The sequence below is a fragment of the Devosia sp. genome, from assembly GCF_017307565.1.
In the GTDB taxonomy this organism is placed as follows: domain Bacteria; phylum Pseudomonadota; class Alphaproteobacteria; order Rhizobiales; family Devosiaceae; genus Devosia.
In genome coordinates, this window is the sequence record NZ_JAFKHD010000310.1 from 1 (window position 1) to 15,197 (window position 15,197).

General features: G+C 61.4%; 19 protein-coding genes, 1 tRNA gene and 1 pseudogene. 13 read left to right on the forward strand and 8 right to left on the reverse strand.

From position 1 onward, the window contains the following. From J0I64_RS09260 to J0I64_RS09310, 11 genes and pseudogenes are all read left to right on the forward strand, one after another. A pseudogene (locus tag J0I64_RS09260) lies at positions 1–258 on the forward strand (hypothetical protein); the annotation flags it as partial. Positions 259–398: 140 nt separating this feature from the next. Next, positions 399–746 carry a head-tail connector protein gene (locus J0I64_RS09265; protein ID WP_291407409.1) on the forward strand — a complete coding sequence of 116 codons (348 nt, stop codon included), beginning with the start codon at positions 399–401 and terminating at the stop codon, positions 744–746. Beyond that, the gene (locus J0I64_RS09270; RefSeq protein ID WP_291407411.1) at positions 739–1,158 is read left to right on the forward strand and encodes an HK97-gp10 family putative phage morphogenesis protein; all 420 of its coding nucleotides are present in this window, start codon (positions 739–741) and stop codon (positions 1,156–1,158) included. The genes J0I64_RS09265 and J0I64_RS09270 overlap by 8 nt, the downstream gene beginning before the upstream one ends. Continuing rightward, positions 1,155–1,577 (forward strand): DUF3168 domain-containing protein, encoded by a 423-nt coding sequence (locus J0I64_RS09275; protein ID WP_291407413.1) that lies wholly within the window; start codon positions 1,155–1,157, stop codon positions 1,575–1,577. Before J0I64_RS09270 ends, J0I64_RS09275 begins: the two co-directional genes overlap by 4 nt. 1 nt (position 1,578) lies before the next feature. Next, positions 1,579–1,902, forward strand: coding sequence for a phage head closure protein (locus J0I64_RS09280; RefSeq protein WP_291407415.1), 324 nt, complete (start codon positions 1,579–1,581; stop codon positions 1,900–1,902). Next, complete coding sequence (locus tag J0I64_RS09285) at positions 1,899–2,273, forward strand: phage terminase small subunit P27 family (protein WP_291407417.1); 375 nt, start codon at positions 1,899–1,901, stop codon at positions 2,271–2,273. Before J0I64_RS09280 ends, J0I64_RS09285 begins: the two co-directional genes overlap by 4 nt. Continuing rightward, complete coding sequence (locus J0I64_RS09290; protein ID WP_291407419.1) at positions 2,239–3,858, forward strand: terminase TerL endonuclease subunit; 1,620 nt, start codon at positions 2,239–2,241, stop codon at positions 3,856–3,858. Before J0I64_RS09285 ends, J0I64_RS09290 begins: the two co-directional genes overlap by 35 nt. Before the next feature lie 8 nt (positions 3,859–3,866). Beyond that, positions 3,867–6,203, forward strand: a complete 2,337-nt coding sequence (locus tag J0I64_RS09295; RefSeq protein ID WP_291407421.1) for a tape measure protein — start codon at positions 3,867–3,869, stop codon at positions 6,201–6,203. Then, positions 6,200–6,967 (forward strand): hypothetical protein, encoded by a 768-nt coding sequence (locus tag J0I64_RS09300; protein WP_291407423.1) that lies wholly within the window; start codon positions 6,200–6,202, stop codon positions 6,965–6,967. The genes J0I64_RS09295 and J0I64_RS09300 overlap by 4 nt, the downstream gene beginning before the upstream one ends. Next, positions 6,968–7,306, forward strand: a complete 339-nt coding sequence (locus J0I64_RS09305; RefSeq protein WP_291407425.1) for a hypothetical protein — start codon at positions 6,968–6,970, stop codon at positions 7,304–7,306. It begins immediately after the preceding gene. Beyond that, entirely contained in the window at positions 7,303–8,316 is a 1,014-nt protein-coding gene (locus tag J0I64_RS09310; protein ID WP_291407427.1) for a hypothetical protein, read from the forward strand. The genes J0I64_RS09305 and J0I64_RS09310 overlap by 4 nt, the downstream gene beginning before the upstream one ends. Positions 8,317–8,588: 272 nt before the next feature. Here the strand turns inward: J0I64_RS09310 and J0I64_RS09315 are convergent, their stop codons facing one another. The 4 genes from J0I64_RS09315 to J0I64_RS09330 all read right to left on the reverse strand — a co-directional run bounded on the left by J0I64_RS09315 (position 8,589) and on the right by J0I64_RS09330 (position 10,197). Continuing rightward, complete coding sequence (locus J0I64_RS09315) at positions 8,589–8,798, reverse strand: hypothetical protein (RefSeq protein ID WP_291407429.1); 210 nt, start codon at positions 8,796–8,798, stop codon at positions 8,589–8,591. A 241-nt stretch (positions 8,799–9,039) separates the two neighbouring features. Then, positions 9,040–9,123, reverse strand: a tRNA-Leu gene (locus J0I64_RS09320). A gap of 53 nt (positions 9,124–9,176) precedes the next feature. Continuing rightward, positions 9,177–9,485, reverse strand: coding sequence for an AzlD domain-containing protein (locus J0I64_RS09325; protein ID WP_291407431.1), 309 nt, complete (start codon positions 9,483–9,485; stop codon positions 9,177–9,179). After that, positions 9,469–10,197, reverse strand: coding sequence for an AzlC family ABC transporter permease (locus J0I64_RS09330; protein ID WP_291407433.1), 729 nt, complete (start codon positions 10,195–10,197; stop codon positions 9,469–9,471). Before J0I64_RS09330 ends, J0I64_RS09325 begins: the two co-directional genes overlap by 17 nt. A 280-nt stretch (positions 10,198–10,477) precedes the next feature. Here J0I64_RS09330 and J0I64_RS09335 point away from each other — a divergent pair, with 280 nt between their 5' ends. Further along, the gene (locus tag J0I64_RS09335; protein WP_291407436.1) at positions 10,478–11,839 is read left to right on the forward strand and encodes an MATE family efflux transporter; all 1,362 of its coding nucleotides are present in this window, start codon (positions 10,478–10,480) and stop codon (positions 11,837–11,839) included. Positions 11,840–11,881: 42 nt separating this feature from the next. On the opposite strand, the gene J0I64_RS22630 is transcribed toward J0I64_RS09335, so the two are convergent. From J0I64_RS22630 to J0I64_RS09350, 4 genes are all read right to left on the reverse strand, one after another. Continuing rightward, positions 11,882–12,151, reverse strand: coding sequence for an alpha/beta hydrolase (locus J0I64_RS22630; RefSeq protein ID WP_366933731.1), 270 nt, complete (start codon positions 12,149–12,151; stop codon positions 11,882–11,884). Next, positions 12,033–12,479, reverse strand: coding sequence for an alpha/beta hydrolase (locus tag J0I64_RS09340; protein WP_291407438.1), 447 nt, complete (start codon positions 12,477–12,479; stop codon positions 12,033–12,035). Before J0I64_RS09340 ends, J0I64_RS22630 begins: the two co-directional genes overlap by 119 nt. 16 nt (positions 12,480–12,495) lie before the next feature. Continuing rightward, positions 12,496–12,768 carry a hypothetical protein gene (locus J0I64_RS09345; RefSeq protein ID WP_291407440.1) on the reverse strand — a complete coding sequence of 91 codons (273 nt, stop codon included), beginning with the start codon at positions 12,766–12,768 and terminating at the stop codon, positions 12,496–12,498. 83 nt (positions 12,769–12,851) lie between these two features. Further along, entirely contained in the window at positions 12,852–14,441 is a 1,590-nt protein-coding gene (locus tag J0I64_RS09350; protein ID WP_291407441.1) for a D-alanyl-D-alanine carboxypeptidase, read from the reverse strand. Positions 14,442–14,770: 329 nt separating this feature from the next. Here J0I64_RS09350 and clpS point away from each other — a divergent pair, with 329 nt between their 5' ends. Then, positions 14,771–15,190, forward strand: a complete 420-nt coding sequence (gene clpS, locus J0I64_RS09355) for an ATP-dependent Clp protease adapter ClpS (protein WP_291407545.1) — start codon at positions 14,771–14,773, stop codon at positions 15,188–15,190. Positions 15,191–15,197 lie beyond the last annotated feature (7 nt).

Below are 15,197 nucleotides of genomic sequence, written 5' to 3' on the forward strand. Positions count from 1 at the left end.
GTGGTGATGGACCTCGACTATTCCGATGCTGGCCAGCTCGCTTTGATCGCCGCCGAGAAGACCAAGGACACCTATGCCTTCCGCGTCACCTTCAACGACGCACCGGCCGGCGGCACACCCTCCATTCGGTACTTCGTCGCCCTTGTCATGTCGGCATCGGAACAGTGGGACGAAGCCAACAGCGTGATGAAGCTCAACGCCACGCTCGAGATCGACAGCAACATCGTCCGTGTCGCGGCTGCGGCTGGTGGTGGCTGACACCGAGAAGCCGATGGGAGTGTCGCTCAGCGCTTTGATGCGCACGGCCAAGGCCAGGTCGAGGTCAGGCTTTCCATCGGTGCCCCCCGGGGGTGGTTCGAGACTTTCGGGCCGCTTGAGGGACCGGCGGGGGGGCCTTCGTGCAAGATTTTCCCGAATTGGAGCTTTTGGAATTGGCTCTCGATGAAGCTGCCTTTCGGGCACACCTGAACATGACGGACGATGACGGCGACGAGATCGATGCGGCGGTGCTGCCTCAGTTTCTTGCCGCTGCCATCGCCCATACCGAGCGCATCCTGGGCTTCAAGCTCGATGACGAAACCGAGCTGCCAGATGGCGCGCCTGCCGATCTGGAGCAGGCAGTTTTGATGCTCGGTGCGCACTGGTATCGCCGCCGCGAACTGTCCATCAGCGGGACCATCATTGCCGAGGTGCCATTCGGCACGGCGCAAATCCTTGGTGAATATCGGAGATACACCTTTGGCTGACGATGGCGGCATTGGCAGGCTGCGCCGGCGCTTTGCCGAGATGCGCACCAACATCGAAGAGGCGACCCAGCCCGCGCTGGTGAAGCAGGCGAACACCATGGCGGACACCATGCGCCAACTCGCGCCCGAAGATGATGGCGACCTGATCGATAGCATCGAGGTCACCGAGGGCGGCAAGTCGACCCCGGCCTATTCCCAGCCAGGCGGCCAAATGGTGGTGCCCGCCAATGCCGTTGCGGTGACGGTGGGCAACCACGCGGTGCGCTATCCGCATCTTCAGGAGCACGGCACGACCAAGCATCCGGCCCAGCCGTTCTTTTGGCCCGCCGTCAGACTCCACGACAAGAAATCCCGGCAGGCCATCAAGCGCGCCATCGGCGCCGCAGTCCGCAAGAATTGGGGTAAGCCATGACGGATCAAGCCTACTACGTCCAGAAGGCGGTTTATGAGCGGCTGGTGGCGACACCGGCCCTTGTCGATCTGGTCCCGGTGGCGAACATCGTTGATGACCTTGGCGGCCTGCCCACGGTGTTTCCCGGCATCATACTTGGCGAAGGCCAGATCGTGGACGAGGGCCAGCGCATCGATCGCTCTGTGAAGCGGGTCTATCTCACCTGTCATTTGTGGACCGCAGAGCCCAGGCTGAACGAGGTCAAGAAGATCGGCGGCGCCTTTGCGGCCGCTATCGAAACATCCACCAATGGTGGAAGTCTTGGCGGCGGCTTTTATCTCGGTGATCTGCGCATCCGCGACGTGCGCTATATCCGCGATCCTTCAGGCCAAAACGGTCACGGCGTGGTTACCGTTGATACCCTGGTAGGGAGGGCCTGACATGGACGCTGGCCAGCTCGACCGCGTGATTTCTCTCACCCGCATTGTGACGACACCCCGGCAAGATGAGCCGTGGGTGCGTGATCCGGTGCCGACGAAATACGCCACCATCCGCGCCCAGATCGTGCAGCAGAGCACGGAAGAATTCATGCGCGCTTTTGGCGAGGGCCAAGAGACGGCCATCGTGTTCCGCATCCGCTTCCGCGGCGACGTGGCGCTCACCGATCAAGTCACCTATGGCGGCAAGCCCTTCGACCTTCTGGAGGTCAAGGAGATAGGCCTGCGGGAAGGGCTGGAGCTTCGAGCAAAGGCGGTCGGCCAATGAAGGGAGCCAAGCCTCGTCTCGTGATCGACAATGACGCCGTGACCGGCGCGCCGGCTGCGCCTGGCTGGCTGTCGAACCATGCCAAAGCCGAATGGCGCCGCGTCATGCCTAGCCTGGTCAAGCGCCGCATTCTCACCAAAGCTGATCTAGGCAGCCTAGAAAACTACTGCATCGCCATGGGCCGCGTTCGACAGCTCGAAGCAGATTTGCAGGTCAAGTTCGACCCCGCCCTTTTTCGTGCCCAGGACAAGGCGATGACCACCGGCCGACAGCTCGCTTCCGAGCTGGGCCTCACACCTGTGTCGCGGTCGCGACCAACGGTCAGGGAGGCAGGTGATGACAGCGAAGACCTATCCCCACTGGATATATGATAGCTCTCCGATCGATGACCCCTTGGGGCATGGCGAGCGCGCCGTGCGGTTTCTGCGCCTACTCAAACACCCCAAGTCCATCCTGCCGAAGCATGCCTTCCAACTGGACGAGTGGCAGGAGCGCATCGTGCGACGCATCTATGGGCCACGCCATGAGGATGGTTCTCGCGTCGTGAAAACGGTGGTGCTGCTGCTCCCTCGTGGGAACCGCAAGACTAGCCTTTCGGCCGCGCTCGCGATGCTCCACACCATCGGCCCCGAGAAGGTGCCCGAGGGTGAGTGCATCTTTGCGGCGGCGGATCGGAAGCAGGCGAACATTGCCTTCAAGGAGGCTACTGGCATCATCCGGACCGACAAGCGATTGGTCGCTGCCACACGGGTCTATGATGCGCACAACAGCGCCAAGAAGATCAGCTATCCAAAAGAGGGCTCTTATCTCGAGGTCATCTCCGGCGATGCTGGTCCGCAGCATGGTCGCACCCCCGCATTCGTCCTGGCCGATGAAATCCACATCTGGCCGAACCGCTACATGTGGGAGGCCCTGACCACCGGCCTCGATAAAACCGACAATCCATTGCTTGTGGTCGCGACCACGGCGGGCAGGGGGCAGGACAATCTCGCATGGGAGGTCATCGAAGATGCGCGCAAAGTTGCGCGCAACGAAGTGGACGATCCGAGCATCCTGCCAATCCTGTTCGAGACTGACCGTGATGCGGACTGGCGCGACGAGGACCTATGGCACGAGGTCAATCCCGGCCTCCGCCATGGCTATCCCTCGATCGAAGGTTTTCGCCGTCATGCGAAGCGGGCAGAGCGAAGCGTGGGCGAGCGTCAAAGCCTCCTGCAGCTCAAGCTCAACATGTGGCTCGACACCGCCACCGATCCTTTCGTGGACATGATGGTGTATGATCAGGGCAAAAAGGCATTTGACCTTGATGCGCTCAAGGAAGAGCCGTGCTGGCTTGGCGTGGACCTTTCCAGCAAGATCGACCTTTCCGTCATCGTGGCGGCATGGAGGCTGGCCGAGGGCTATTTCGTCCGGCCTTGGTTCTTCATTCCCGAAGACAATATCGATGACCGCGAAGACGGCTCCGGCGCGACCTATCGCCAGTGGGTCGATGAGGGTCTGGTTACTGCCACGCCCGGCAACGTCATCGACCATCGTTTCATCCGCGACAAGATCGTGGAGTTGAACGAAGGGTTCCGCATCAACGAAATCGCGTTCGATCCGGCGCTGGCGCAGGGCGTGCAACCGGACTTGCTCGATATGGGCCTGCCGGTGGTGGACATGCCGCAGCGCCCCTCGGTGATGATGCCAGCCTATCACGAGCTGGAGCGCGCCATTCTCGGTGGCGAATTCCACCATGGCGGTAATCAGGTTCTGCGCCACTGCTTCGGCAACGTGGTGGTGCGCCGCAGCGACCTGGGCCACGTGGTCAAATTCGGCAAGCCCAAGCTCTGGCTCTCCATTGACGGTGCCGTGGCTGCCGCGATGGCCGTTCAGCGCTGCGCTGCCGGCAACAGCAACCGCTCCAGCTATGACGATGCCGGGGATGATTTTGAAAATTGGGCTTATGCAGGTTGAGGTAAACCATGGCCGGTGAAGGCGATGCAGAACGGCTTGTCGTATTGCTGGAGGCGCGGACCAATGACGCGCTGAAGGCCATCGATCGTGCCGAGAAGAAGTTCGACGGCTCCTACGCGGGGATGCGCCGGGGCAGCAGGACCGCAACCCAGCAGATGGAAGCGGACATGCTCCGCACCACCACGGCCATCAATCGCGCCATTGCAGCAACCAGCACGAAGATCGGATCATTCCGCGGGACTGTCGCCGCCGGTCTGGGCGGTATCGGTCTGGCCCTTGGCGCTTCCGAGTTGATCAAGCTCAGCGACACGTGGACCGACCTCAATGGCCGAATCCAGATCGCCGTTGGTGGGATGAAAGAGGGCACCGAGGTTATGGGCCGGCTGGGCGACATGGCCCGCCGCACCTATTCCTCGCTCGATGCAACGGCCGAGAGCTTCCTTGCCAATAGCCAGGCGCTAAAGGATCTGGGCTACAGCACCAACCAGCAACTCGATTTCACCGAGGCGCTGAACAATGCGCTGGTGGTGTCTGGCGCCAAGGGGCAGCGGGCCGAACAGGTTATCAACGCGCTCGGCAAGGCCATGGCCTTTGGCGAGTTGCGTGGCGAAAACCTGAACACGGTTATTCAGACCGGGGGCAGGGTGGCCTCTGCGCTGGCCGAAGGGCTTGGCGTTACCACGAACGAACTGCGGAAGATGGGCGAGCAGGGCAAGCTCACCTCCGACAGCGTGTTCCGTGCTTTGACCGGCCAAATGGGCAAGCTGCGCGACGAAGCCGATGGAATGAAGGCCACCATCTCCGATGCCTTCACCCTCCTGCGCAATGCCATGCTGGAATATGTCGGTGGTGCCGACGAGGCGGCCGGCGCTTCGGCCCGGATTGCCCATGCGATCATCGGACTGGCCGACAATTTCGATGCGGTTGCCAATGCCGCGTTGAATGTTGCCACGGTGCTGGTCGGGGCGCTGGCGGGCCGGGCCCTGGTCACCGCCACGCTCAACGTGGTCTCGCTGGGCAAGGCACTTAGGGACTTTGTGGTCATCGCTCGCACCGCCCAGGGCGTGGGAGGCCTCAGCTCCGCCCTTGGCGCGCTGGGTGGCGTGGCTGGTCCTGTTGGCTTGATCGTTGGCGGGGCTGCGGCGCTGGCGCTGGGTCATTTCGCCAATCAGGCCTTCGAGGCGGAACAGCGCACCACCCGTTTCAATGCCACGCTCGACCGCATGGGACTGGCCGCCAAGGAAAGCGCCGAGCAGATCGATGCGGCGGCCGAGGCGCAGAAACGCCTTGCTACCGCCGAGGGCCTGGCTGCGCATCAGCAGGAAACAGAGGACGCTACGGCTAAGCTGGCCGAGTTCGAGGCTGGGCTTGAGGACCTGGCTGGGGTGTTCCGGCTCGGCGCTCAGGCCGGATTTGACCAACAAGCCGCCATATCCAAGGTGGTTGATGAATACCAGCGTAACGAGCGATCGGCCGATAGCCTCGGCAAGGAGCTCGATGAACTCGCGACGAAGTTCCCTGATTGGGCGAGTGACATTGCTTCCATCCAAGGCTGGGTGAGCCAGATCGAAACTGCCCGCACCGCAGTCAGCAATCTCGCCGCCGAAACGCAGGCCATGCAGTGGCCCGCATTGCCGGGGCCGACCAATCCCCGCGGCGCGCTGGGCGCTTCTCGCCGAGAGATGGCGACGAAGGCGGGCATCGGCGCCGACTACGTGACCGAGCAAGAACGGCTCCTGTCACTCACCAAAGAACAGCGGGACGTGGAGGAGGCTATCGCCCGCATCGTGAAGGATGTTGCCGCTGCCAAAGGCACGATCGCACCGGAAGAGGCCGAGCGCCTGGCTCGGCTCCAGGTGGCGGCGCAAAACCAGCGAAGCGCACGAGGTGCAAGCACCAAGGCCGCCAAGGATGAAAATGATGCGGTCAAGGAACTGATCGCCAGCCTAGAATTTGAAAAGTCCCTGCTCGGCAAGTCCGCCGTCGAACAGGAAAAAATGCGAGCGGTTCGGCAAGCTGGAGGTTCAGCCACCGGAGATCAGGTGAAGGCCATCGAGCGCTTGGTCACTGAAACCTACAATGAGCAGATGCGTATCGAGCAGTTGCAGGATGCGTTTGACCTCCTGGGCCAGATGGGCATGTCAGCCGTGAACGGCATCATCGACGCCTTGGCTGACGGAAAGATCAGCGCCGAAGAGTTCGGCAGCATCCTCTCCAATGTCCTTTCGATGGCCGGCAACTACTTCCTAGGCAACGCCTTCAACAGCCTCGGCTCCATCTTCACCGGCGGTGCCGGTGGTGTCGGCGGGGTCACCATGAACATCAAAATCAGGAGCGCATCATGAGCATGTTCGCGACTTTCCCTTACGCCGACCGCATCGAAATGCTGACGGATGGCGCCAACTATACCAAGCGCGGCAACTTCATTCTCGAAACCGAAAAGGTGTGGCGGTCCCGCCACTGCCCAATGATGGTGACGGGGCGTGGCAACACCAAACTGATCGGAGAATTGGCGGCAGCATGTCTCCTGATTGCTGACGAACACCGCAATTTTGCGAAGGCGATCGAGCATATCGAGAAGCACATCAACCGGTGGCGCGAAGCCAATGGCACTTATCAGGGCACCGACTTCCAGTTGCTCATCGCTGGATGGTCACCAGAGTTCGGGTTTGGACAGTTCCACATCGGTAGCCGGGATTTCATGCCCGGTATGTCTGTGCTCGGCGTCGATACGGTATGGGGTGTGTTTTATGCGGGGCCTCCGATCGATCCCGAAAAAACCGCAGCCATCGTCAACGACGACACCATCAAAGACGGCGCTGCTTCCTTCGGCCCGAAACTGTGCCAGTTAGCACGAGAAACGCCCATGCTGAACGCGGATGGTGGCAGGACATTCCCGAGCGTCGGCGGTCATATCGACCTGACTACGCTCACCTGCGACGGGGTTGAAACACGGCGCTTGATGACCTGGCCCGACAGACGGTTCCGCAAGATCGACACCAGCCTCTCGCCAGTTGTTCACGGCGATCAACTGCCCGTTGGCAAGACAGCCATCAATACGGCAGTTCCCAAGTGGGTCGAGGCACGTCGCCAAGGCGTGGCGGCCTAAATGCGCCACAAGGCAGTCATTGATTATCTGGAGCGCCAGCTTGACGGAAAACCGGGCCCGTTTCCTGACGTCGGCCGCCTGGCCTGGCGCTGGTTCAATGACCTATGTCGGACCCGTACCAGCAATGGCTACGGGCCCAATCCACTCTCGTATTCTGAGATCGAAGCCTATGCACGCCTATATCGCTGGTCGCTGGAGGCTCGGCATGTCGATATGATCCTCGCCATGGACCGGGTTTGGATGGAGCACGCCCGAGGCGGCGAGGGGGGTATATCCAAAACTGGATCGACCCCCGGCATGGAAATGACACCTGAAGCATTTGATGCGGTGTTCGGATGAAGATCGGCAAGGGTAAAGATAGCCGTCATTTTCGGACGAGTGGACAGCGATCTGGCTATACCGAATACCGGTATGGCGACGAGTGCCTGCGCCCGGTCTACGACCCAAGCAAGCCTCATGGGCGCCAGCCGGTTATAACCGACAAGGCGCACAAGAAACGGATCATTCGGGACACGGCCGCCATTTTGAGAGAATGGGAAAGCTCGGCGTTCGAACACGAGGCGGCATGCCGGCACGGCCTGCGCCAGGGCTTCTGCGAAAATGGAGCGGGCTGGACGCGCGCCGACGACGAGGCGGCCTATATCGTCCGTGAGGCGCTGCACTCCAACGGGGCGAAGCGCCCGACCTGGGATCAAGGTCAATGGCACCACACGGCCGGCCGAGATAACTGCGCATGGTGTCACCGAGAGATCGACGATCCCAACGCCACCCGGGGACAGCGGTACTGCTCCACCGAATGCGCGACCCAGGCAGTCCAGCATCGAGGCGGCCGTGATGCGGTTCGGTTCGACAATGTAGTTCGCCAAGCATATCGCCAGGTGCAGCGCGCGAAGGCCAAACCGAAGCCTTGCGAGCACTGTGGGACACCCTTTCGATCCGAGCGCAAGGGCGCAAGGTTTTGCTCCCTGACCTGTTCGAGGCGCGCCACCGGATACATCAAGCCTGAGAAGAACTGCCCGGAATGCAATTCAGCGTTCAAGCCGCAAAAAGCAGACCAAGCTTTTTGTTCGTATCGGTGCGCTGCTGTGGCGAAAGTCGCCGCGCGACGGGAGGCGTTGCCGCCGGCTATTTGCACGGCCTGCGACCAATCGTTCAAGCCGGCCGTTCAGGGCCAGCACTATTGTTCCAAAGCTTGCCGTAAGAAGGTTGATCACCTTCATCAGAGAGTGCGGAAGGGCACTGCTACGCTCGTGCCTTTTGCCTTCGATCAGTATTTCACCCTCCCCATCAACTCCTCCCGGCCGGTATGGCTAACGCCCGAGAGGTTTGATGAGATGGCGGGCGGGTAGCCAAGCATTAGCGCGCGCGGTTGGGAAACGCGTCGCAGATCATCCGTTGGGCCATCGTCAATGCGCAGTCTCTGTGCATCAGAAAATGATGCAACTTGCCCGTCGGTGGCAGCTCCATGTCATAAACGACCGTAGGGCCGCTCGCAGGCTCTCCGCAGCAAACGCAGGTCTCGACGGTAGCGAACACCGCGTTTTCCAAAGCGTCTTGCGCTGTTCTGTAAAATGTCATGATGCGACTCCATCCAAGACCTGACTTACTTGCGCGCCAGGCCTCAAGTCTCCCAGGGCTTTGGTCCGTCACCCTTAGGGAGCGGCTCTGCTTTGACAAAGCTCGGTGTCGACAAGTTCAGAATTTGCAGACGGCCATCGTCCTCTTCAATCTGGACGAGCGGAAAATTCCACTCGAGGACGGTGCCATAGGTGAAGTCTCGGTCTGTACCGTTTTCATGCTCAAACTGGTAGAATATGCCGACCTGCAACATGAGATCCTCCGTGTTTTTTTTGTATCTCGCATTGATTCTGTGACGTCGAGCAAGGTCCGAACACATGCGTTACCTCCTCAAATCGCAACGGAAATCCTCAGGCAGGTAACGGAGATCCCGAGATCAGGATTTTCGTCACACAGTTCAGGATTTGCGCCACTCGCAAAGGGGATGTGCAGGTGGATCGGGAAAGCAGTGAAACTGCTATCCTGTTGAATTTATTCGGTAATTTTGGATGATTTGGTGCCCCCCGCCGGACTCGAACCGGCACGCCTCGCGGCGGAGGATTTTGAGTCCTCTGCGTCTACCATTCCGCCAGAGGGGCACGGGGACGGTTCCTAGCCTAGAGCGTCGCGGCTGGCAACTGTCTGGCGGCGTTTATCCCGCAATCAGAAGGCGCACGACATAGACCGTCGCGACGCCTGCAGCCATGGCCGCAAAAAGGTTCTTTGAGAGCAGGAACACGACGCCCGTTGCTGCAGCGGCGACGGCCTCGGCGATGCTCCCTGTTACCACGGCTGGCGCCACCAATGCGGCAAGGACCGCCCCCGGAATGTGACGCAACCAGGCCGCCGCAAAGCCGTCGCGCGGCAGGCGGTCGGCGAGGAGAAATCCGCTCATCTTGACGGCCATGGTTACGATGGCCATGCCCAGAATGGCTGCGACGGCTTCAGGACTTGTGAGCATGCTTGCGCGTCTCCAGAAATGCCCCGACGAGGCTGCCGACGATGCCGCCGACGAGAATGTGCCAGCTGCCGTCGATAAGCCGCGACGTCACGATGGCAGCCAGCGCCGCCACAAGCCATGGAATGAGATCACTGCGTCCCTTCCACATGCCGAGCAACAGGGCGAGGAAGGTCGCGGTGAAGGCAAAGTCGAGGCCCCAGCGTGTCGGATCGTCGATCGCCGAGCCCAGGCCATAGCCGATGAGATTGGTGCACATCCAGGCAAGCCAGGCCAGCACGCCGCCCCCCATCAGGAAGGCCGCCGACCCTTGGCCTCTGGACATGGCCGCAACGGTCATAGCCCAGTTCTCGTCAGTGACGAGATACATGCTGAGCGCCCCACGAACCCGGCTCTTGTCCGAATAGAGCGGCCGCAGCGTCGCGGTCAGCAGGAGATAGCGCAGGTTGATGATCAGTGCCGCCAGCACCAGCGCACCGATAGGCAGGGCAGCCGGCGTCGCGGTCCACAGGTCCAGCGCCACGAATTGCGCCGAGCCCGCAAAAACCAGCGCGCTCATCATCATGACCTCAAGCACGCTTAGGCCAGCGCCCCGCGCCAGCACACCCCACACCAGCCCATAAGCGGCAATGGAAATGGCGACGGGCAGGCAAGCGCGAACGCCTGCCAGAAACTGGTCCGTTCGGGAATCAGGGTTTGCTGCAATCTCGGTCATGTCTGTTTCATAGCATACGGAAGGGGCCCGGCCTCGATGACAAGTCCTGATGACAGCCATCGCCATCTTTGATCGAACCGTCGCCGTGGTGGCGTTGACGCCCTTCTTTCTGCGGCGTAGACAAACGCGGTGTCATTGCCAAGCCTCCAGCGCCCACCCAGCCGGCACCCCAGGGGTGTGAACTTGGTCCCTCCGGCGTTCTGAAATCCACTATCTCCCGCCGGTTCGGGGTCTGCTGCCGTGACGTAGACGATTTTACGTGTTTTCTGGAGCGTTCCTGATGGACCCCCATTCCACCCGCCCCCTCTGGCAGCGGTTCGCCTTCTTTCTGATTCCCCTTATGGCCTCGAACATTCTTCAGGCCCTGTCGGGAACGGTCAATTCCATCTATGTCGGGCAGATGATCGGCGTCGATGCGTTGGCGGCCACCGCCACCTTCTTCCCCATCATGTTCTTCCTGATGAGCTTCATCATCGGCCTCTCCGCCGGCTCGACCATTCTGATCGGCCAGGCCTGGGGCGCCAAGAACGTCGACAAGGTCAAGCAGGTCGCGGGCACCACGCTTGCCGCCACCATCGTGCTCGGCCTCTTCGTTGCTGTCGTGGGCGGCATCTGGACCGAACAGATCCTGACCGTCCTCGGCGCGCCAGAAAACATTCTGGGCATGTCGGTCGGCTATGCGCGCATCGTCCTCATCGGCATGCCGGGCTTTTTCCTGTTCCTCGTGGTCACCTCCGTCCTGCGCGGCGTGGGCGACACGATCACGCCGCTGATCTCGCTGATCCTCTCCATGGTGGTGAGCCTGCTGGTCACCCCAGCTCTCATTCAGGGCTGGTTCGGCCTGCCGCAGCTCGGTGTCAATGCCGCCGCTTTTGGGATGATCTCCGGCTTCATGACGGTTCTCATCTTCCTCTTCATCTACATGCGCCTGCGCAACATGCCGCTGGCGCCGGATCGCATCCTGCTCAGCGCCATGGTCAAGCCGGACGTAAAACTGCTCGGCCTTATCCTCAAGCTCGGCGTTCCGGCGGGCCTGCAGATGGTTATCTCGTCCATCGCCGGCATTGTCGTCGTTGGCCTCGTCAATCGCTTCGGCTCCGACGCGACCGCGGCCTATGGCGCGCTGGGGCAGGTGATGAGCTACGTGCAGTTCCCGGCCATGTCGATCGGCATTGCCGCGTCGATCTTTGCCGCCCAGGCAATCGGCGCGCGCAAGGCCGATCAGCTCGGCGCCATCACCCGCACCGCGCTGATGCTCAACCTGATCATCACCGGCGGCCTGATCGTCCTGGCCTATCTCTTCAGCCAGCATGTCGTGGCGCTGTTCATCACCGATCCCTCGGTGATCGAGCTGACCGAAACGCTGCTGCATGTCGTGCTGTGGAGCCTGCTCTGCTTCGGCTGGAGCGTGGTGTTCTCCGGCATCATGCGCTCGAGCGGCACGGTCTATGCCCCGATGATGCTCTCGTTGGCGTGTATCATTGGCATCGAGCTGCCAGGCGCGATCTGGCTCAGCCAGACGAGCCTAGGCCTGACAGGTATCTGGATCGCCTATTCAGCCAGCTTCACCATGATGCTGGTGCTGCAGGCGTCCTGGTATCATTTCGTCTGGAAGAAAAAGAAGGTCGAAGCCCTCGTCTGAGAGCCGCGACAGGGAAGGGCGCTCCGGCGCCCTTCAACATTTTTAGGCCCACAAATGCGAGGCAAACAATTCGGCCACTTCAGCTCCGTGGGTCTGCGCCAGATCGTGTCCCGCCGCAGGGAGTACATGCAGGTGTGCCTTCGGTAGCAGCGAACAGAGCCGCCTGCCGACGCCAACCGGGCTGATGTCATCGCTATCGCCCCACAGCAGGAGCGTCGGCGCAGTGATCGTTCTGATCTGTTCGGATAGATCGGCTGCCGGCGCGCTTATCCAGCGCGCAGCGCCCGGGAAGGGACCGATAATAATCCTCACGCCAGTCCGCCGCGCCGAATTCGGCAAGCGGCAATCCGCCGGACGTCACGGCAAGGACCAGTTTCTCGATGAGGTGGGGTTTTGCGAGCGCCGCTCGTATCGCGACAACGCCGCCCATCGATTGGGCGACGATGTTGACCGGGCTGGCTATCTGTTCGACCACCAGCGCGACGAGATCGTCGAGGCTGTTGATCCGGGGATCCGGTGCTTCCTTCCCAAGGCCGGGCCAGGAAGGAAACGTCCCCTCGATTTCCAATCGATCCGCTACTGGGCGCCAGAAAGAGGCGTTAACGCCCGCGCCCGGTAGGAAGATCGTCTTGGTCGGCATGCGTCGGGGCGTGCCCCTATTTCTCGCCGAATTTCATCCACACCGCCCGCTTGCCGCCGGGGGCGAACACGTCGATGTCGATGCTCACCGGCTCCTGCACCATGCGGCGCGTGCGGGCGGAAAGGGTCAGAACCACATTCATCAGATCGCCAACCGAGCGCCGCTGCTTGGGCATCAGGCGTTCCGTCATGCCCGCAAGCGCCTTGTTGCGCACGCTCATGTCGGGGGAGGCGAGGGGGGAACGGCCGATAAAATTGGCCAGCTCCACCAGGGAATTGCGTTCGCTCATTGGGCTACTCCAAACACAGGCACCAAACTGCTTACACAAGAGGCGGCAGGAAAAAGGCCCGTCGCCTCAATCTCTTCGGGGCACTAGCCCTGCATCGCCAGACACGCGAGGTTCGCGTCCTTGAGGCGGTTGCACATCGCGGTCGCATCGTCGCGGTCACCAAAACCAACGAAGCGGGCACGATAGAAAACTTGGCCGTTCTTTTCGAAGCGCTCGACATAGGAGCGGAAGTCACCAAGACCACCAACCTTGCCTGCGGCATCCGAGAGCATCGAACGCGCGCTGTCTTCAGACGGGCCTGCACCGATCTGCACGATCCAGGTGCCACCGGCGAGCCCTGCAGTCTGCACGCTGCCGCTGGTCAGGAGGTCGATCTGCTGTTCCTGAGCTGCTGCCGGGGCAGCGGCTTTGCCGACGTTACCGGGCGGCTCAAGCGGCGCGGAAGCGCGGGTCGAACCCAGCGCGGCCGGCGGAGCGCCGAGATTGTAGGTGTCGCTAAGCCATGCGCCGATGATATCCTGGCTCGGGTAAGCGGGGGTAGGGGCCTGGGTCGGCGCAGCGAGCACGGCTGCTGCCTGCACAGCCGGCTGAAGGCCGAGATCGGTCGGCGCAGCGGCGGGAACCGGAGCGGTCGAGGCAACGACCACCTGCGGCTGGGCCACCGGAACGCCGCTGCGCGCAGCAGCGAGTTCGGCAAGGCGGAAGCCGGGCATGGGCATGGGCATCACGAAGACCGGCTGGGTCGGCTGGGCAACGGCTACCTGGACATTGGAATTGCCCTGGCGGCCCGGCTGCGGAACCATGGCTGTGCGCAGGTAGTCCCCGCGGCGGCTCTTGGGCAGGTAAGTCGCGACGAGCTGGCGCACCTTTTCGTCACGAGCGCCGGCCGAGTTGAAGCCGAAGGCGACGACCACGATGTGGCGGTTGTCCTTGCGGGCGGCGGTCAGCAGGTTCGAACCGGCGGCATTGATGTAGCCGGTCTTGATGCCGTCGACGGCGCCCATATAGCCCAGAACGCGGTTGTGGTTGCCATAGGTCTTGCCGTTGTAGCGGAAGGCCGAGGTCTGGAAGAATTCGTAATACTGCGGGAAGTGCTGGAAGATCGCGATGCCCAGGATCGCCTGGTCGCGCACCGTGGTCACCTGGCCGCCGTCAGGCAGGCCCGAGGCATTGCGATAGGTGGTGTTGCGCATGCCCATGGCGCGGGCCGTGGCGGTCATGCGCTCGGCAAACTTGGTTTCGCTGCCCGAAATGTGTTCAGCGATCACGCGGGCCATGTCGTTGGCAGAGAGGGTCACGAGGGCCTTGATCGCGTCTTCGACGGCAATGGTCGAACCAGCGCGCAGGCCAAGCTTGGTCGGCACGGCCGAGGCGGCGTGCTGGGAAACGGTCATCTTGGTGGAAAGGCTGAGATTGCCCGCCTGCAGTTCCTGGAACAGCACGTAGAGCGTCATCACCTTTGCAACTGAAGCGGGATAGCGCTTCGAGTCACCAGCCTCTTCATAGAGGACTTCGCCGGATTTGGCGTCGACCACGATGCCTGCATATTTTCTGAGATTTTCGATGGCGTGCGCCGGGGGCGCAAGGTGCAGGGAAAAGCCCAGCACGAGGGCAATCGCAACGATGGCGCGAGCGAACGAAGCGCGCCAAGGGGTCATGGCCTGGATGGTCAACCCGGAACTCCAACTTTACTCATCGAACCAAAAGGCTCGTACGCAACTGAAAACTGACGAGCGAACCGAGGCCCCCGCCCGATCCATGCCGTTGAGGGAGAATAGGCACACCTCGTTACGAATCCGTAAAATGCCAACGATTTGTGTCTCAGAGTCGTAATTACGCCACTGCGGACCACCTGGCGTGCCCTTGCGGCAAGCTCTTGGCGCAGCTTGGATAAAAGCACTCAACTTTTCGGGAACTCGTGCCCCTTAACATGGGCCCTATTTTGCTTACATAATGGTACCGAAGAGCTGCTTCGGTTCCTCCCAGAAATGCCGCTATGAATATGACAAGATCCACCAGCCATTCTCCGTCTGCCCGTCCCGCCAAAGGCTTCGAGAAGCCCCTCGGAAAGCTTGTGGCCGGGCCGAAGGATGATGATGGCGGCCGCCAGGGAGATGGCGGAAACAGCTTCGAGACCGGGACCGTCACCAAGACGCGTCCCAAGACCAAGCGGCCTAACCTCTATCGGGTTATGCTGCTCAACGACGACTACACGCCGATGGAATTCGTCGTTCTGGTCTTGCAGGACGTCTTCAACAAATCACGTGAAGACGCCATGCAGATCATGCTGCACGTTCACCAGAAGGGGGTCGGTGAGTGCGGCGTATATCCATACGAGGTTGCCGAAACCAAGGTGACCCGCGTCATGGATACGGCACGCAAGAACCAGCATCCGCTGCAATGCGTGATGGAAAAGCAGTAGGAACATC